The organism is Bacillus sp. AF62 (genome assembly GCF_050312695.1).
GTDB lineage: Bacteria > Bacillota > Bacilli > Bacillales > Bacillaceae_G > Bacillus_A > Bacillus_A cereus.
In genome coordinates this window covers 171,713-190,017 of the sequence record NZ_JBNPJZ010000084.1, presented here as the reverse complement: position 1 = coordinate 190,017, position 18,305 = coordinate 171,713, and the positions used below count along the sequence as shown (strand labels likewise).

The following is an 18,305-nucleotide window of genomic DNA, read 5'->3' as shown; positions in this document are numbered from 1 at the left end:
ATGCCGATAATGGATAACAATCAAATGCCGAATATGATGCCGATAATGGATAACAATCAAATGCCGAATATGATGCCAATCATGGATAACAATCAAATGCCGAATATAATGCCGATAATGGATAACAATCAACCACCGAATATGATGCCATATCAAATGCCGTATCAACAGCCCATGATGCCGCCGAATCCGTATTATCAACAACCAAATCCATATCAAATGCCATATCAGCAAGGAGCGCCGTTTGGACCACAATATACGTCTATGCCAAATCCGAATATGATGCCAATGGATAATAATATGCCGCCGCTTGTGCAGGGTGAGGAAGATTGTGGATGCGGAGGAGAAAGTAGACTATATAGTCCACAACCAGGTGGTCCGCAATATGCGAATCCTTTATATTATCAACCAACTCAGTCTGCATATGCACCACAGCCAGGAACGATGTATTATCAACCAGATCCACCAAATGTATTTGGAGAGCCCGTTTCAGAAGAAGAGGACGAAGAAGAAGTTTAAAAAGGCGGGAGTATTCCCGCCTTTTTTGCATGCGTGTTAATTAAGAAAATGCAGTTTTTTTATGAAGTGCTAGAAAATTCCCAGTGAAATATTAACAGTGTAAAAACCTTCTCTGTTACTCATCATAAGAGGGAGCTTTTCAGTAGAGAAGCTCATTCTAACAGAGGGGGTTTTTGTATTGAATACGAAAGTAAAAGTGATTGCTGCTTCTTTGTTAGTTACCAGTGCATTAGCTGCATGTGGTACACCGAAAGATAACAATGCAATGGATGGACGTAACTACAATTACGAACGTACATCTTATAATGATACACACCAGTATCGTGATAATGTGACACGTAATGATCGTTATACAGATTATGTAACATATAGAAATGGTCGTAACGATACAGGATACAATTATTATCGAGATGTAAATTACAATGGACAAATTGCTAATCCGCATCCAACTCGTAATATTACAATGAACAATTCATACATTAACAATGATGGTAAAACAGCTGAAAGAATAACAAATCGTGTGAAACGTATGAATAACGTAGACCGTGTGTCTACAGTTGTATATGGAAACGATGTAGCGATTGCGGTAAAACCACGTAACACAGTGACAAATGAAACGGCGATGGCGAACGAAATTCGTCAAGCGGTTTCAAATGAAGTTGGAAACAGAAACGTATATGTTTCTGTAAGAAATGATATGTTTACTCGTGTCGATGCAATGAGTACGCGTCTACGTAACGGTACAGTTACAAACGATTTTAATCGTGACATAGTGAATATGTTCCGAGACATTCGTTACGGTTTAACTGGTACAGTGCGATAACAAAACAAAAGAGGAAGGGTGAGCCCTTCCTCTTTATTCATCGTTGTCTTGTAAACGACGTTTTTTAATAAAATAACTAACGGAGTAAGAAACTAAAAAGCATATGAAAAGAATACTACCTGTTAAAATAGCTTCAAACAGTGGTCTTTCTGGACTGAAAATAATATAAATAATAGCCATAACGATTCCTACAATAAGGGAGCGGAAGACAAGTTTATAATAAGGAGTTAACTTTATTTCCTTTTCACTTTCTTCTACATCGATTGAAACACTTAACTGTAAATAACTAAGGACGATACTTGTAAGAATAAATAATAGCCATAATGGAGATTTCGTAATTTGATCCATTCCTTCAGTGAATCCGATATAGCCTAAAATGCCAATTATACCAAGCGATTGAAAAAGAAAGGCAATACGTATGTTTTTTAATGTTTTCAGAATGAGACGTTCATCCTTTATTTTTTTCACAATATCCATCTCCTGTTTATTATGATTTCGCTGTTATATTAATTGTAACATATATATTACTTTTATCAATTTATAATTTACATATTATTCAGTTGGATAAAAGAGGGAATAAAATATTTTTATAAACATGTTGCACTTATAATTTATTAATGTTATATTAACAAAGCGATGAGCTAATTTACGTAAGACGAGAGATATGCTTAAGTGCTAAACACGCGAATGTGGTCGCCTGGTCTCTCGCCGTAAACGCATCAAGACGCCTGCTTTGCAGGCGTCTTTCATTTTATATAAAAGTAAATGATACATGCAGATGAGGTAAACCCTTATCTGCATTTTTTATTTTTCGAAAGAAATGTAATATGGATAAAACCACCATTTCCGGAAAAACTACTAATGAAAGTATGATCTTGCCTAAAAGAGGTGAACGGAAATGAAATGGATACTGATTGCGATGCAAGCTTTCGTTATGATGTTTTGTTTCGTTTATGAAACGAATGTGAAGGCGGAAGGGCCAGTACCAGAAGTAACGGAAAAAGAACCTGAGGTTACAATTTTATTAGAGCGTATGTATGTTGATGGAGAAGTAAGTGAGGAAATCTTTACAGAAAAAGTAGCGGACTTAGAAAAATTTTTACGGCAGTATAAAGAATGGCAGCTTGTTGATCGTGATGATGTACAAATTGTATTGCAAAAGAAAGTTGATGATATTTCTCCGTTATTGAAAACAAGTGGGTATTTTGGTGTTTCAGAGGAAGGGATATTACAAATCTTCAAAGGCGTGCCGAAAAGTGATAATGCGATCCATTCTTTCTTTCAAATTGATATGAAAAAGCTTGAGAGCTATGAGCGTGCGAAATTGAAACGTGGTATTCGTATTAAATCAAAAGAAGGTTTTGTGAAGACGATTGAAAAAATGAAGCAATATGCAGTGCAAAATAAGAAAAAAAGCAGCTCATGGTGAGCTGCTTTTTTTCTTATTTATTCTTAGCTAAAATTTCTTTTGCGATTTCATCAATTAGCATATCTTTTCCAATTGGATTGAATGCTTTCGTATTGAAGGCTTCATTTGATACTTCATATACGTGATTGTTCTTAACTGCTTTATTGTCTTTCCAAACAGCACTATTTTTGTAGTCTTCGTACACTTTATCAGCTTCGCCACCAAAGTTTACAATAAACATTTGGTCAGGCTGGAATGCAACTAGACCTTCTAGTGATACTTGCGCCATTGTTTGTTTTAAATCTGTACCTTTTGTTGCAGGAAGTTTTAAGTCGTTAAAGATGATGTCACCGTATCCGAAGCTGCCGTATACACGGAAGTTTTGAGGTGTAACTGCAACGAACATAAAGTTCTCATCTTTTGTTTTCTCTTTAATTTTTTTAGATAAAGAGTCTGCTTTCTTATTGTAGTCTGCAATCCATTTGTCTGCTTTCTTCTCTTCGTCAAATAGCTTACCTACTTCTTTAAACTTACCACGCCAGTCTTCTAAGTTTGTTTCTAGAACAACTGTAGGTGCAACCTTTTCTAGTTGATCATAAATTTTTAATTGACGGTTGTTTAAAATTATTAAGTCTGGTTTTAAAGCAGTAACAGCTTCTAAATCAACTTTAGGTGCCCAGTACCAACCAACTGCTTTTACTCCATCTAATTTGTCTGTTAAGTGATTTTGGATTTTATCTTTATATGTATTTGCTGTACCAACAGGTTTGTGTCCAAGAAGTAATAGTTCTTCTGTTGATCCAGATAAGTCAACAATTCTCTTTGGATTTACTGGAATTGTAGCTTCACCTTTAGCATGTTTTACAACTTTTGTTTTCGGTTGTTCTTTTGCTTTCGATTCTTCTTTTTGAGAAGAACAGCCAACGATAGAAAGAACAACAAGCATAATAGTAAATAAAATAAATAGCTTACGTTTCATCCTGATGTAACCCCTTTAATTAGTATTGATAATCATTATCGACCTCTGTATATTAAGGTGCTTTAACCTTTCTGTCAATGGAAAATAACAGAAGTTTCAAGTGGAGAACATTTGTTGGGGCAGTCTCGCTTTTCTATCATTAAATATGTTAAAATGGAATACATGATTTAAGAGGGAGAGATCGTATTTTGTTTGAATATGTTACAGGTTACGTGGAGTATGTAGGGCCGGAATATGTCGTAATTGACCATAATGGAATTGGTTATCAAATTTTCACACCAAATCCGTATGTATTTCAAAGAAGTAAGCAAGAAATCCGTGTCTATACATATCATTATGTGAGAGAAGATATTATGGCACTTTACGGGTTTAAAACACGTGAAGAGCGTTTATTATTTACAAAGTTGTTAGGCGTGTCTGGCATTGGGCCAAAAGGCGCTCTTGCAATTTTAGCTTCTGGTCAAACAGGACAGGTCGTTCAAGCGATTGAGCATGAAGATGAGAAGTTTTTAGTGAAATTCCCAGGCGTCGGAAAGAAAACAGCACGCCAAATGATTTTAGATTTAAAAGGAAAACTAGCAGATGTCGTACCAGATGCATTTGTGGATTTATTCTCAGACACAGAACGTTTTGATGAGAAGAAAGGTTCATCAGCTGAGCTTGATGAGGCACTGGAAGCTCTGCGCGCACTTGGATACGCAGAACGCGAAGTTTCTCGCGTTGTACCAGAGTTATTAAAAGAATCATTAACGACGGATCAGTATATTAAAAAGGCACTTAGTCTTTTACTAAATGGTAAGAGGTGAGTATAATGGACGAACGTCTCCTTTCAGGGGAATCTGCATATGAAGATGCAGATTTAGAATATTCATTACGGCCACAGACGCTCCGTCAGTATATTGGCCAAGATAAAGCGAAACATAATTTAGAAGTATTTATTGAAGCAGCGAAAATGCGTGAAGAAACGTTAGATCACGTGCTTTTATATGGACCACCAGGTCTTGGTAAAACGACGCTTGCGAATATTATTGCAAATGAGATGGGCGTTAATGTTAGAACAACTTCAGGTCCCGCGATTGAAAGACCAGGAGATTTAGCTGCTGTATTAACAGCGCTTCAGCCAGGGGATGTATTATTTATTGATGAAATTCATCGTTTGCATAGATCAATTGAAGAAGTATTGTATCCTGCGATGGAAGACTTTTGCCTTGATATCGTAATTGGAAAAGGGCCTTCAGCACGTTCTGTACGCCTAGATTTACCGCCATTTACATTAGTTGGAGCAACGACACGCGCCGGAGCATTATCGGCACCGCTTCGTGACCGCTTCGGTGTACTTTCAAGGTTAGAGTACTACACAGTAGATCAGCTTTCTGCGATTGTTGAACGTACAGCAGAAGTGTTTGAAGTTGAAATCGATTCGTTAGCTGCATTAGAAATTGCAAGACGTGCTCGTGGTACACCTCGTATTGCGAATCGTCTTTTAAGACGTGTACGTGATTTCGCGCAAGTTCGTGGTAACGGAACGGTTACGATGGAAATTACGCAAATGGCATTAGAGCTACTGCAAGTAGATAAATTAGGTCTAGATCATATTGATCATAAATTACTGCTTGGTATTATTGAGAAATTCCGTGGTGGTCCAGTTGGATTAGAAACGGTTTCAGCAACAATTGGAGAAGAATCTCATACGATTGAAGATGTGTATGAGCCGTATTTATTACAAATTGGCTTTTTACAACGAACGCCAAGGGGCCGAATTGTAACGCCGCTTGCGTATGAACATTTCGGAATGGAGATGCCAAAAGTATGATGGAGATGCCCAAAATGCTTATTACAGCGGGAATCTTACTCATCGTTGTTGGATTAGCTTGGAAGTTCATTGGCAGGCTTCCAGGCGATATTTTTGTGAAAAAAGGAAACGTTACCTTTTATTTTCCTATCATTACATGTATTGTGTTAAGTATTGTACTATCTTTTATTATGTATATAATAAATCGATTTAAATAAGAAATAGGTGGATATAGCTATGGATATAAATCTGTTTGATTTTCATTTACCAGAAGAACTTATTGCACAAGTCCCGTTAGAAGATCGTGAAACATCAAGATTAATGGTGTTAGACCGTGAAACAGGTGATATTGAGCATAAACATTTTACGGACATTCTTTCTTACTTACATGAGGGGGATTGCTTAGTTTTAAATGAAACGAAAGTTATGCCTGCTCGTTTGCACGGTGTGAAAGAAGATACAGGCGCGCACATTGAAGTACTTCTTTTAAAACAAGAAGAAGGCGATAAGTGGGAAACGCTTGTAAAGCCAGCGAAACGTGTAAAAGAAGGAACTGTTATCTCTTTTGGCGAAGGGAAATTAAAAGCAACTTGCACAGGAACTGCAGATCAAGGTGGACGTCAGCTTGAATTTTCATATGACGGCATCTTCTATGAAATTTTAGATGAACTTGGGGAAATGCCACTTCCTCCATATATTAAAGAGACGCTAGAAGATCGCGATCGCTATCAAACAGTATATGCGAAAGAAATCGGTTCAGCAGCAGCGCCGACTGCGGGACTTCACTTTACAGAAGAGTTACTTGAGAAGTTAAAGCAAAAAGGCGTTCAGTTGGCATTCATTACACTTCACGTAGGGCTTGGAACATTTAGACCAGTTTCTGCAGACACGATTGAAGAACACCATATGCACGCAGAATATTACCATATGTCTGAAGAGACAGCGGCATTATTAAATCGTGTAAAAGAGAATGGTGGACGTATTATTACTGTAGGTACGACATCAACTCGTACGTTAGAAACAATTGCAACAGATCATGACGGTAAGCTTTGCGCCGCTTCTGGATGGACAGATATTTTCATGTATCCGGGATATGAATTTAAAGCAATTGATGGTTTAATTACAAACTTCCACTTGCCGAAATCAACATTAATCATGCTTGTAAGTGCATTTGCAAATAGAGATAATGTACTTCATGCTTATAATGAAGCAGTAAAAGAAAAATATCGTTTCTTTAGCTTCGGTGATGCAATGTTCGTTGCATCTCACGCTAAAATGAGAAACAAATAAAAGGAGTAAGTTATGACAGCAATTCGTTATGAATTTATTAAGACATGTAAACAAACGGGTGCCCGTTTAGGTCGTGTGCATACACCGCACGGTTCATTTGATACACCAACATTTATGCCAGTTGGTACACTTGCGACAGTTAAGACAATGTCACCGGAAGAATTAAAAGCAATGGATTCTGGCATTATTTTAAGTAATACGTATCATTTATGGCTACGTCCAGGTCATGAAATTATTCGTGAAGCAGGCGGCTTGCATAAATTTATGAACTGGGATCGTGCAATCTTAACAGACTCTGGTGGTTTCCAAGTATTCAGTTTAAGTGACTTCCGTCGTATTGAAGAGGAAGGCGTTCACTTCCGTAATCACTTAAATGGAGATAAATTATTCTTATCACCAGAAAAAGCGATGGAAATCCAAAATGCATTAGGTTCAGATATTATGATGGCATTTGATGAGTGTCCGCCATTCCCGGCTACTTTTGAATATATGAAGAAATCTGTAGAGCGTACGAGCCGCTGGGCAGAACGTTGCTTAAAAGCGCATGAACGTCCGCAAGATCAAGGTTTATTCGGTATTGTACAGGGCGGGGAGTACGAAGAGCTTCGTCGTCAAAGTGCGAAAGACCTTGTTTCAATGGACTTCCCTGGTTACGCTGTAGGTGGTTTATCTGTTGGTGAACCGAAAGATATTATGAACCGTGTACTTGAGTTTACAACACCACTTCTTCCAGATAATAAGCCTCGTTACTTAATGGGTGTAGGTTCTCCTGACTCATTAATCGATGGTGCAATTCGTGGTATTGATATGTTTGACTGCGTACTTCCAACTCGTATCGCTCGAAATGGTACATGTATGACAAGTGAAGGTCGACTCGTTGTAAAAAATGCGAAATTTGCAAGAGACTTCGGTCCGCTTGATCCAAACTGTGATTGCTACACATGTAAAAACTACTCACGTGCGTATATTCGTCACTTAATGAAATGTGATGAAACGTTCGGAATTCGTTTAACGTCTTATCACAACCTTCATTTTCTGTTAAACTTAATGGAGCAGGTGAGACAAGCTATTCGTGAAGACCGTCTTGGCGATTTCCGCGAAGAGTTCTTTGAACAGTATGGCTTTAATAAACCGAATGCTAAAAACTTCTAATACATAATTTAAAAGGAGGAACAAAAGATGAATGCAGGTATGATGAATATCGTTATGATCGTTGCGATGTTTGCGATTTTCTATTTCTTATTAATTCGCCCGCAACAAAAACGTCAAAAAGCAGTTGCTCAAATGCAAAGTGAGTTAGCAAAAGGTGATGCTATCGTAACAATCGGTGGTTTACACGGTACAATCGAATCAGTAGATGAGACGAAAATCGTTATTAAATCTGGTGGTTCACACTTAACTTTCGATCGCAATGCGATTCGTGAAGTTGTGAAAAACTAATGTGGAAGGCCCTGCATGAAATGTGCAGGGCCTTTTTTAGTTACTTTGCTTTGACATATTTACACCGAAAATACCACCGAGTGTACTCGCCCCCATTAATGCTAATTGATAAAGTAATTGTGAGTTCGATAAGGTTTGAGAAAAGCCTAAATAGTTAACTAGAAAGACGAGTATAGTGAATGTGAGCCCTGTTGTGAAACCTACTAGCCAACCTTTTCCTTGAGCCTTTTTGCCGGCAGTAAATCCAGACATAAGTATAGATAAAAGAGCGAGTATAAAAATAGTAACGGTTAATGTCCCTTCATTTATATTTGTAAACTTTAATAAAAGAGCCATAATCATACTAGTAATAGATGCGAGAATTAGTAGTGTAACAATACCGAAGCCAATTGCAGTTGATAATTTTTTCGTTCCATCCATTTATGCATTCCTCCTTTTTAATACAAGCATATTTTCCTTTTGCCCAAGTTAGACTAGTTTCTTTTTTATAGGGGAGTCTATACGTAAAAAAGGAGATGTAGAAATGGAATGGATATCAATAATTGGACGGACAATGCTTTTGTATATCATCATCTTAATTATTTTTCGTCTTATGGGTAAACGTGAGATAGGAGAGCTAAGTGTATTAGATTTAGTGGTATTTATTATGCTTGGAGAAATGGCCGTAGTGGCAATTGAAAATACCGATAAATCACTTTGGCATCAATTAGTTCCGATGACTTTTCTTATGTGCATCCAAATTATTTTGTCAGTCATTTCCCTAAAGTATCAACGCTTTCGGCATTTAATAGAAGGTGAGCCAGCTATTCTTGTAAACGCGGGGAAGATTGATGAAAAGAAGATGAGAAAGCAACGGTATAATATAGATGATTTAATGATGCAATTAAGGGAACAAGGAGTTGGAGATATTCGGGATGTAGAATATGCTATTTTGGAACCGTCTGGGAAGTTATCTGTCTTTCAAAAACAAAAAAATAAACAAGATACATTACAGTTTACGCTTCCTCTTATTATTGATGGAGAAATTCAATCTAGTCATTTACAAATGATTGAGCATACAGATGAATGGCTTATTGAGAAATTAAAAAACTTAGGTTATAACGATGTAACACAAATTTTATACTGTAGTTTTCAAAACGGACAATTTTTTGTTGATGTAAAAGAAAATTAGAGATTTATCCTTTGAAAGAGTAAGAATGATTGGTTTAACTAATAATCAGTGGAGATTACCCCACTGATTAAAGTTTCATCTTATTTCAAAAATGAAAGTTTACGAATGATAGGGAGACGACTTAACTCTTCTTTTCGAATGAGTTTGAAAGTGAAGAGAAGTACGATATAAACAATTGTTGTTAAAGTGATTTCCCATAATGTTTGTATGCCAAGGGAATGAGAGAAAATAATATATTTATGAAGATAAAAACCGAAGGCGCCTGCGATACCGATGGCAAGTCCGCCGAAAATATAGTCTTTTGCGTAAATGGTAAATGTAATCTTTTTTAAAACAGTAGCGTAGTGAAGAAATGTTACTGTTACAATATTTGCGGCGATAGCAAGTGCAACCCCCATCATTTGAAATTCTGGCCTTGATGCTAGTACAAAAATAACGATTAATTTCACGATGGCACCAATAAATGTATTCATCATTGCAGCCCTTGCTAAGTTTAAAGCTTGCAAAACAGAGGTAAGTGGACTTTGGAAATAATGAAATAAAAAGCAAGGCGCAAGAAGTTGAATGAATGCTGTTGCGCTGCCTGATCCATACATAAGAGTTAAAACAGGAGAAGCGAATACGTATAATATAACGACAGACCATCCGCCGGTAATTAATGAAATTCGAAGTGCTTGTTGTAAACGGTGCTCCACTAATTTATGTTGTCTTTTTGCCATTGCTTCACTAATAGAAGGGATGAGCGCTGTAGAAAGAGCGTATGTAATAAAGGCGGGTAGTGATAGAAGCGGGAATGCATAACCGTTTAATATACCGTATTGCTGGGTTGCAACAGAAGCAGCGACACCAGCGATTGCTAAGCTTTGCATAACGACAATAGGTTCAAAAAAATATGAAACGGAGCCGATTAAACGACTTCCTGTAGTTGGAAGGGCAATATCCATCAGAGAATAAAATGTCCCTTTGCTTTCCTTTACAGTAGTGAAAAATCCAGAGCGTATTGATAAATGTTTTTCTCGCTGAAATAACGTGAGTAAAAATAATAAGGATGCAACTTCACCGAGAACAGCTGATAACATAGCGCCGGCTGCAGCGTATTCTATGCCGTAAGGTAAAAATAACTGGATGCATATAGCGATAATGGTAATGCGGACGACTTGTTCTAGAACTTGCGCATAAGCGCTAGGTTTCATGTTTTGTTTCCCTTGAAAGTAACCACGCAAAACAGAAGAAACAGCAATAACGGGAACGACGGGCAAAATGGCCATTAATGGATAGTACGTTCTTTCGTCGGTTAATAATGTTTTTGCTAAAATAGGTGTGAGGAACATAATTCCGATTGTTAAAATGATACTAATAACGGATGTAACAGCTAGTGATACGGTTAATATTTTTTTAACTCTTTGTTTATCGTTCACAGCTTCCGCTTCTGCTACAAATTTTGCGATTGCGACAGGAAGACCAATTTGTGTCAATGTAATTGCTAAAATGAATGTAGGAACGGCCATCATATAAAGACCAACGCCTTCTTCTCCTAAAATACGTGCCATTACTATGCGGTTGATAAAGCCGAGTATTTTTGTAATAAAGCCGGCTATCATTAAAATAAATGCGCCTTTTAAAAAGCTTTGTCTCGTCATGTTCTTCTCCTACCTTCTCAAAATCAATGGAATGATTTACAATAATTTATATGCACGTACGAGACAAGAATGACAAGCATTTAAGAGAGTGAAGTATGATAGTGCTCTTGAAAGTAGTTATTGCTGTCCATTAGAGCGGGATTAAAGCGACTTTTTCGTGCTGAAATAAGAAGGAGATGTTATAAATGTTAGATAGAGAGGCTTTGGTAGAATCATACCGCGGACAGTTACAAGTCGTTTTAGAAAGTAAAGTAGAAGAGTTTCAAATGTTCGGTTACGACCGAGTAACAGATGATGACATTTGGAAGTTTCTCAAAGTGAAAAAGTGGAAGAAGATAGACAGCGATGTTAGATTGTATGAATTAGTTAATGACGTATTAACAGTAAGTACTAATGAATATATGACATATTTAACTGTTGAAGCTTACCAAGCACCGCTTTGGTCATTTGATGAGTACGAAAATAAATAACCGACTGCAATTGGTTTGTTCTTCCTTTTGCAGTATAATGATATGTATTGATAAAGAGGAAATAATTGTGTCTAAGATTATATATAAAGGAGGTAGTGAAGAGGAAAATAAATGATGAAAGTGTAGGGAGTGTAAAAGCTTACCTATACAGCTAGTGATGAGCTAGCAAAAATTATAGAAAGGAAGTCTACTAACTAGGCGTATGCACACGTATAGCAGTGAATCGTAAAAGATTTATTGAAAGTGTTAGTAGCAGAAAGAGGGTACATATGGCAAAGCGTGGTACGAGAATTGCCGCCTTTTTCCTCATCGTCTTATTAATCGGTGGAGTAATTGGTGCGGCAGGAAAAGACATAGCAAAAGGAATTAGTCTAGGACTAGACCTTCGCGGTGGTTTTGAAATTCTGTATGAAGTAAAACCAGCCAAAAAAGGTGATAAAATCGATCGAGACGTACTTGTAAGTACAGTAGGTGCTCTTGAAAATCGTGTCAATGTTCTCGGTGTAAGTGAGCCGAACATTCAAATCGAAGGGCAAGATCGAATTCGTGTACAGCTTGCTGGTGTACAAGACCAGCAAAAAGCACGTGAAATGTTATCAACACAAGCGAAATTAACATTCCGTGATGTGGATGATAACCTTCTTATGGATGGAACGGATTTAAAAGGCGGCGGAGCGAAACAAACATTTGATGACCAAGGCCGTGCGAGCGTAGGTCTTACACTAAAAAGCGCTGAAAAATTCCGTGCAGTAACTGAAAAGATTTCAAAAATGCCACCACCAACGAATTTAATGGTAATTTGGCTTGACTTTGAAGAAGGAAAAGATTCGTATAAAGCAGAATCTGCAAAACCGAATCCGAAGTTCTTATCAGCAGCAACAGTAAACCAAGTATTTAACCAAGCTGAAGTATCTATCGTAGGTGGAAACTTCACAGTTGAAAGTGCGAAACAACTTTCATCTTTATTAAATGCAGGTGCACTTCCTGTTGATTTAAAAGAAATGTATTCAACATCTGTTGGAGCGAAATTTGGTCAACAAGCGTTAGAGCAAACGATTTTCGCTAGTGCGATTGGTATCGCTCTTATTTTCTTATTTATGCTTGTATTCTACCGTTTACCAGGACTTGTAGCGGTTATTATGTTAGGTTTATACATTTTCGTTACATTACTTGTCTTTAACTGGATGCATGCAGTTCTTACGTTGCCAGGTATTGCGGCGTTAGTGCTCGGAGTAGGTATCGCAGTTGATGCGAATATTATTACGTACGAGAGACTGAAAGAAGAGCTGAAAATTGGTAAGTCAATGATGTCGGCATTCCGAGCTGGTAACCATCGTTCATTAGCAACAATTTTAGATGCAAACGTTACGACTCTTGCAGCAGCTGGTGTGTTATTCGTTTATGGTAATAGCTCTGTAAAAGGATTCGCAACAAGTTTAATCGTAAGTATTTTAGTTGGTTTTATTACGAACGTATTCGGTACTCGTTTCTTACTAGGTTTACTTGTAAAGAGCCGTTACTTCGATAAAAAACCAGGATATTTTGGTGTGAAACAAAAGGATATTATTCCATTAACAAAAGGTGTAGTGCATCCGCCAACGAGATTTGATCGTATTAACTTCGTGAATATCGGTCATAAATTCCTTAGCTTCTCAATTGTAGTTGTAATTGCGGGTGCAATTATCTTACCAATTTTCAAATTGAATCTTGGGATTGACTTTGCAAGTGGTACACGTATTGACTTGCAATCAAAACAAGCCGTTACGGTATCTGATGTTCATAAAGATTTTAAAGAATTGAACATTGATGTGAAGGAAGAAAATATTGTACCGACTGGAGATGACAATAAAGGTTTCGCAGTTCGTACATTAGGTGTTTTATCAAAAGATGAAATTGCCAAAACAAAAACATTCTTCCACGATAAATATGGTACAGATCCAAACATAAGTACAGTTTCACCGACAATCGGTAAAGAAATTGCACGAAATGCATTTATCGCTGTACTGATTGCTTCTGCAGTTATCATTTTATACGTAAGTATTCGATTCCGATTTACGTATGCGTTATCTGCAGTGCTTGCGTTACTACATGACGCATTCGTTATGGTTGTTATGTTTAGTATTTTCCAATTAGAGGTAGACTTAACGTTTATCGCTGCAGTACTAACAATCATCGGTTATTCTATTAATGACTCAATTGTTACATTTGATAGAAACCGTGAATTATACAAGCAGAAAAAACGAGTGCGCGATATAAAAGACCTAGAAGAGATTGTAAATGCAAGTATCCGCCAAACGCTTGGTCGTTCGATTAACACCGTATTAACAGTGTTATTCCCAGTAATTGCACTGCTTATCTTCGGTAGTGAGTCACTACGTAACTTCTCGTTTGCGTTACTTGTTGGATTAATAGTAGGTACGTACTCTTCTGTTTTCGTTGCCTCTCAAATTTGGTTAATGCTTGAAAACCGTCGTTTGAAAAAGGGGAAAAACAAGAAGAAGGTTGAGAAAGTAGAATCTGAACCGCAAGTATAGAAAAGATGATGCCTTATTATGAGGCATCTCTTTTTTCGTTTGTGGATACAATAAGATAGCAACTTTTTGATGGGAAGAAGATGGAAGAAAGTGGTGGTGTTATCGCTGTTTTTGTTAAAATAAAAAGATAGGTTAAGAAAAGAAGGGATTTTAATTATGGAAAAAGATGAACGTTTTAAACAGGCCGAGTTTGGTGCTATTGTCGGGATCGTTGGTAATATTATATTAGCAATTGTAAAGGCGGTAATTGGTTATATTGGGAACAGTAAAGCACTGCTAGCAGATGCGGTGCATTCTGCATCAGATGTAATTGGTTCGCTAGCTGTACTTTTTGGATTGCGAGCGGCAAAGCAGCCACCTGATGAAGATCATCCGTATGGTCATGGTAAAGCGGAATCGATTTCAGCGATTATTGTTGCGGTATTATTATTTATTGTGGGACTTGAAATCGCGATTTCATCTATAAAAGCTTTTTCGCAAGAACTAGAACCGCCGAAAGGAATTACGATTTTTGCTGTTGTTCTTTCAATCGTCGTGAAAGAAGGAATGTTTCAATATAAATTCCGATTAGGGAAAAGGGTAAATAGTGATGCAATTATTGCAAATGCATATGAGCACCGTTCGGATGTATTTTCTTCAATTGCAGCTTTAATCGGTATTTGTGCAGCTATACTCGGTGGTAAGCTTGGTATAGACTGGCTTGTATATGCTGATCCGATTGCAGGATTAGTTGTTTCGCTTCTTGTTGTAAAAATGGCATGGAGCATTGGAGCGGAAGCAATTCATGCAACGCTTGACCATGTTCTTCATGAGGAGGATGTTATTCCGCTTAGAGAAGCAGTTCTTCAAGTAGATGGTGTGAAAAAAATTGGTTCTTTATATGCACGGGAGCATGGTCATTATGTTATTGTCGATATTAAAGTGTCTGTAGATCCATACATTACTGTAGAAGAAGGACACCGTATTGGAAAACATGTGAAAGAAATACTTATGAAACAAGATAATGTACAAAATGTATTCGTACATATAAATCCGTATTCTCCAAATTAAACATCATTAACATTTTAGTATATAGATATTGCATCGTAGTTTGCATTATATTGTCACCCCTTAATCTGTCTTGTATAATGAACAGGTTAAGGGGTGATTTCGTGTTACAACCGAAGACGCGTTGGAAAGAAAAAGAATATAATGACGAACGAGTGAGTGAATTAGCAAGTAAATTACAGTTATCGCCACTTGTCGTTTCATTATTCCTCGGTAGAGGACTAGATACAGAAGATAAGATTTTAGATTTTTTAAATACAGAAAATCAAGAATTTCATGATCCATTTTTATTAGAAGGAATGGATAGAACGGTAGAACGTGTAAATAAGGCGATTCAAAATGGAGAACAAATATTAATATTTGGTGATTACGATGCAGACGGAGTAAGTAGTACAACTGTGTTATATCTTGCTCTTCAAGAATTAGGTGCAGAAGTAGAATTTTATATTCCAAATCGTTTTACAGAAGGGTATGGGCCGAACGAAGAAGCGTTTCGTTGGGCGCATAGCGCAGGGTTCTCACTGATTATTACTGTCGACACTGGCATCGCAGCAGTACATGAAGCGAATGTAGCGAAAGAGCTTGGAATAGATCTAATTATTACAGATCACCATGAGCCACCGCCAGAATTGCCAGAAGCACTTGCGATTATACATCCGAAATTAGATGGCGGTGTATATCCGTTTCACTATTTAGCTGGTGTAGGTGTTGCGTTTAAAGTTGCGCATGCACTATTAGGCCGTGTACCAGAACATTTATTAGAGATTGCAGTAATCGGTACAGTAGCCGATTTAGTGTCACTTCATGGTGAAAATAGGTTGCTAGTGAAACGCGGTTTAAAACATATGCGTATGACGAAAAATATTGGTTTAAAGGCATTGTTTAAAGTTGCTAACGTTTCGCAAAGTGAAATTACAGAAGAGAGTATTGGCTTCTCAATTGCACCGCGTATTAATGCGGTCGGGCGTTTAGAAGATGCAACGCCGGCTGTACACCTTTTATTATCAGATGATCCTGAGGAAGCGAAAGAGTTGGCCGAAGAAATTGATGAGCTGAACAAACTGCGAAAAGATATTGTAAAGCAAATTACAGAAGAGGCTATCGCTGAAGTTGAAAATAACTTTCCGCCAGAAGAAAACAAAGTATTAGTACTTGCAAAAGAAGGTTGGAATCCGGGTGTAATTGGGATTGTCGCTTCTAAATTAGTTGAACGTTTTTATCGTCCGACTATTGTATTATGCATTGATCCTATAAAAGAAACAGCAAAAGGCTCAGCGCGTAGTATTGCAGGATTTGATTTGTTTGCAAATTTATCAGATTGTAGAGAGTTATTGCCACAATTTGGAGGGCATCCGATGGCAGCGGGAATGACGCTACATATGAATGATGTAGATGAATTACGTCGCCGCTTAAATGAACAAGCAGATGCAATTTTAACAGAAGAAGATTTTATTCCAATTACAGCAGTTGATGTTTTTTGTAAAGTAGAGGATGTAACACTAGCGGCAATTGAAGATATGCAAAAACTAGCCCCGTTTGGTGTTGGAAATCCGAAACCACGTATTGCAGTGAAAGATGCAGAGTTAGAAAGTATTCGCGCGATCGGATCAGATGGCTCTCATTTAAAAATGGCTCTTCGTGATGGACAAGCAACACTGGATACAATTGGATTTGGTTTTGGTGCATATGCGAAAGAAATCTCTCCAGTTGCAAAAGTATCTGTAATAGGAGAAGCATCCATCAATGAATGGAATAATTTTAAGAAGCCACAATTAATGGTACAAGATATTGCTGTAGAGGCGTGGCAATTATTTGATTGGCGTAGTATGCGTAATGCAGAAGCAAATTTAGCAGAACTTCCGAAAGAAAAAATAACAATGGTGTATTTTTCTGAAGAGGTATTGAATAAATTTTCTTTAGAGAGCTATAAAGAAAAGCTCATGCATGCTTCAGAAGTAACGCATTTAGATGATCAATATATCGTGTTACTTGATTTACCAAAAGGAACAGATGAATTAAGTGAGCTATTTAAAGTAGGATTCCCAGCGCGAATTTATACGCTATTTTATCAAGAGAATAACCACTTATTTAGTACAGTTCCGACGAGAGAACACTTTAAATGGTACTATTCTTTCTTAAGCCAAAAAACACCATTTTCTTTAAGACAATATGGAGAACAACTATGTCGTCATAAAGGTTGGTCAAAAGATACAGTAAATTTCATGACACAGGTGTTTTTTGAGTTAGAATTTGTTACAATAAAAGATGGCGTCATTTTTATGGCAGACAAAAAACAAAAGCGTGATTTAATTGAATCGAACACATATCGTGAGAAAATGAACCACTTACAATTAGAAAAAGAATTGGTTTATAGCACATATCAGCAACTATATACATGGTTTGAAACGATTCGTAATCATAAAGAAGTAGAACAGTTAGGGTAAAGGATTTGTATTTACAAACCTTTTAGATCTGAGGAGGATTCAGAAATATGGATTTCAAGCAACATATCGCAATTGTACCGGATTATCCGAAAGAAGGTATTGTGTTTAAAGACATTACACCTTTAATGAATGATGGTAAAGCATACAAAGCAGCAACAGATGCAATCGTTGAATACGCAAAAGAAAGAGATATCGATGTTGTAGTAGGACCAGAAGCTCGTGGTTTCATTATCGGTTGCCCAGTTTCTTATGCGTTAGAAGTAGGATTTGCACCAGTTCGTAAATTAGGAAAATTACCACGTGAAGTAATTACTGTTGACTACGGTAAAGAATATGGTAAAGATGTTTTAACAATCCATAAAGATGCAATTAAGCCAGGTCAACGCGTATTAATTACAGATGATCTATTAGCTACAGGTGGAACAATCGAAGCGACAATTAAGTTAGTTGAAGAGCTAGGCGGAGTTGTAGCAGGGATTGCATTCTTAGTAGAGCTTACTTACTTAGATGGTCGTAAAATGTTAGATGGTTACGATGTATTAGTATTAGAAAAATACTAATCACTATATAGGTAAAACTACGGTGATAAAAAGTACCCGTGAATCTCTTGGAGAGGAGCGGGTACTTTTGTATAATTGAACAAAAAATCATGGTGAAATGTCAGTAAAATCTTTTCCTTTTCACAATTCACAATCATTGGGTTATAATGATAGAATATAATTTATTCTATTAAATAAAGATAAAGTCA

Annotated in this window: 18 protein-coding genes and 1 pseudogene; 15 read left to right on the top strand and 4 right to left on the bottom strand. The window is 37.1% G+C overall.

What is annotated here, in order from left to right:
• Window positions 1-519, top strand: a pseudogene (exsA, locus tag ACQRBL_RS22040) (spore coat assembly protein ExsA); the annotation flags it as partial.
• Between the two features lie 178 nt (window positions 520-697).
• Window positions 698-1,342 (top strand): YhcN/YlaJ family sporulation lipoprotein, encoded by a 645-nt coding sequence (locus tag ACQRBL_RS22035; RefSeq protein WP_001093537.1) that lies wholly within the window; start codon window positions 698-700, stop codon window positions 1,340-1,342.
• Window positions 1,343-1,375: 33 nt separating this feature from the next.
• Here the strand turns inward: ACQRBL_RS22035 and ACQRBL_RS22030 are convergent, their stop codons facing one another.
• Entirely contained in the window at window positions 1,376-1,810 is a 435-nt protein-coding gene (locus ACQRBL_RS22030) for a hypothetical protein (RefSeq protein WP_023523099.1), read from the bottom strand.
• Between the two features lie 430 nt (window positions 1,811-2,240).
• Here ACQRBL_RS22030 and ACQRBL_RS22025 point away from each other — a divergent pair, with 430 nt between their 5' ends.
• A complete protein-coding gene (locus tag ACQRBL_RS22025) occupies window positions 2,241-2,771 on the top strand; it encodes a BofC C-terminal domain-containing protein (RefSeq protein ID WP_023523098.1) in 531 nt (176 codons plus the stop codon).
• Window positions 2,772-2,784: 13 nt separating this feature from the next.
• Here the strand turns inward: ACQRBL_RS22025 and ACQRBL_RS22020 are convergent, their stop codons facing one another.
• Entirely contained in the window at window positions 2,785-3,729 is a 945-nt protein-coding gene (locus ACQRBL_RS22020; protein WP_023523097.1) for an iron-hydroxamate ABC transporter substrate-binding protein, read from the bottom strand.
• 188 nt (window positions 3,730-3,917) lie between these two features.
• Here ACQRBL_RS22020 and ruvA point away from each other — a divergent pair, with 188 nt between their 5' ends.
• Genes ruvA through yajC form a run of 6 tightly spaced genes read left to right on the top strand, consistent with a single transcriptional unit; the run spans window position 3,918 to window position 8,251 of the window.
• Window positions 3,918-4,535 carry a Holliday junction DNA helicase RuvA gene (gene ruvA / locus ACQRBL_RS22015; protein WP_000464511.1) on the top strand — a complete coding sequence of 206 codons (618 nt, stop codon included), beginning with the start codon at window positions 3,918-3,920 and terminating at the stop codon, window positions 4,533-4,535.
• 5 nt (window positions 4,536-4,540) lie between these two features.
• Entirely contained in the window at window positions 4,541-5,542 is a 1,002-nt protein-coding gene (gene ruvB / locus ACQRBL_RS22010) for a Holliday junction branch migration DNA helicase RuvB (protein ID WP_000344450.1), read from the top strand.
• Entirely contained in the window at window positions 5,539-5,739 is a 201-nt protein-coding gene (locus ACQRBL_RS22005) for a DUF2905 domain-containing protein (protein WP_000970410.1), read from the top strand. The genes ruvB and ACQRBL_RS22005 overlap by 4 nt, the downstream gene beginning before the upstream one ends.
• A 19-nt stretch (window positions 5,740-5,758) precedes the next feature.
• Window positions 5,759-6,811 (top strand): tRNA preQ1(34) S-adenosylmethionine ribosyltransferase-isomerase QueA, encoded by a 1,053-nt coding sequence (queA, locus tag ACQRBL_RS22000; protein ID WP_000354014.1) that lies wholly within the window; start codon window positions 5,759-5,761, stop codon window positions 6,809-6,811.
• A gap of 12 nt (window positions 6,812-6,823) precedes the next feature.
• Window positions 6,824-7,963, top strand: coding sequence for a tRNA guanosine(34) transglycosylase Tgt (gene tgt / locus ACQRBL_RS21995; protein WP_000125365.1), 1,140 nt, complete (start codon window positions 6,824-6,826; stop codon window positions 7,961-7,963).
• A 27-nt stretch (window positions 7,964-7,990) separates the two neighbouring features.
• A complete protein-coding gene (gene yajC / locus ACQRBL_RS21990; RefSeq protein ID WP_000991115.1) occupies window positions 7,991-8,251 on the top strand; it encodes a preprotein translocase subunit YajC in 261 nt (86 codons plus the stop codon).
• Window positions 8,252-8,287: 36 nt separating this feature from the next.
• Here the strand turns inward: yajC and ACQRBL_RS21985 are convergent, their stop codons facing one another.
• On the bottom strand, window positions 8,288-8,671 hold the full coding sequence (locus ACQRBL_RS21985) for a TIGR04086 family membrane protein (protein ID WP_411995655.1): 384 nt from the start codon (window positions 8,669-8,671) through the stop codon (window positions 8,288-8,290).
• Window positions 8,672-8,774: 103 nt separating this feature from the next.
• Between ACQRBL_RS21985 and ACQRBL_RS21980 the strand changes: the two genes are divergently transcribed.
• A complete protein-coding gene (locus ACQRBL_RS21980; protein WP_000454821.1) occupies window positions 8,775-9,422 on the top strand; it encodes a DUF421 domain-containing protein in 648 nt (215 codons plus the stop codon).
• An 80-nt stretch (window positions 9,423-9,502) separates the two neighbouring features.
• Here ACQRBL_RS21980 and spoVB read toward each other — a convergent pair whose 3' ends face one another.
• The gene (gene spoVB, locus ACQRBL_RS21975; protein WP_411995654.1) at window positions 9,503-11,062 is read right to left on the bottom strand and encodes a stage V sporulation protein B; all 1,560 of its coding nucleotides are present in this window, start codon (window positions 11,060-11,062) and stop codon (window positions 9,503-9,505) included.
• A gap of 185 nt (window positions 11,063-11,247) precedes the next feature.
• Between spoVB and ACQRBL_RS21970 the strand changes: the two genes are divergently transcribed.
• From ACQRBL_RS21970 to ACQRBL_RS21950, 5 genes are all read left to right on the top strand, one after another.
• The gene (locus ACQRBL_RS21970) at window positions 11,248-11,532 is read left to right on the top strand and encodes a post-transcriptional regulator (RefSeq protein ID WP_000886979.1); all 285 of its coding nucleotides are present in this window, start codon (window positions 11,248-11,250) and stop codon (window positions 11,530-11,532) included.
• A 269-nt stretch (window positions 11,533-11,801) separates the two neighbouring features.
• Window positions 11,802-14,066, top strand: a complete 2,265-nt coding sequence (gene secDF, locus ACQRBL_RS21965) for a protein translocase subunit SecDF (RefSeq protein ID WP_411995653.1) — start codon at window positions 11,802-11,804, stop codon at window positions 14,064-14,066.
• Window positions 14,067-14,222: 156 nt separating this feature from the next.
• Entirely contained in the window at window positions 14,223-15,116 is an 894-nt protein-coding gene (locus ACQRBL_RS21960) for a cation diffusion facilitator family transporter (protein WP_000409746.1), read from the top strand.
• Window positions 15,117-15,217: 101 nt separating this feature from the next.
• A complete protein-coding gene (gene recJ, locus ACQRBL_RS21955) occupies window positions 15,218-17,557 on the top strand; it encodes a single-stranded-DNA-specific exonuclease RecJ (protein ID WP_411995652.1) in 2,340 nt (779 codons plus the stop codon).
• A 47-nt stretch (window positions 17,558-17,604) separates the two neighbouring features.
• Window positions 17,605-18,117, top strand: a complete 513-nt coding sequence (locus ACQRBL_RS21950; protein ID WP_000346215.1) for an adenine phosphoribosyltransferase — start codon at window positions 17,605-17,607, stop codon at window positions 18,115-18,117.
• The last annotated feature ends 188 nt before the right edge of the window (window positions 18,118-18,305 follow it).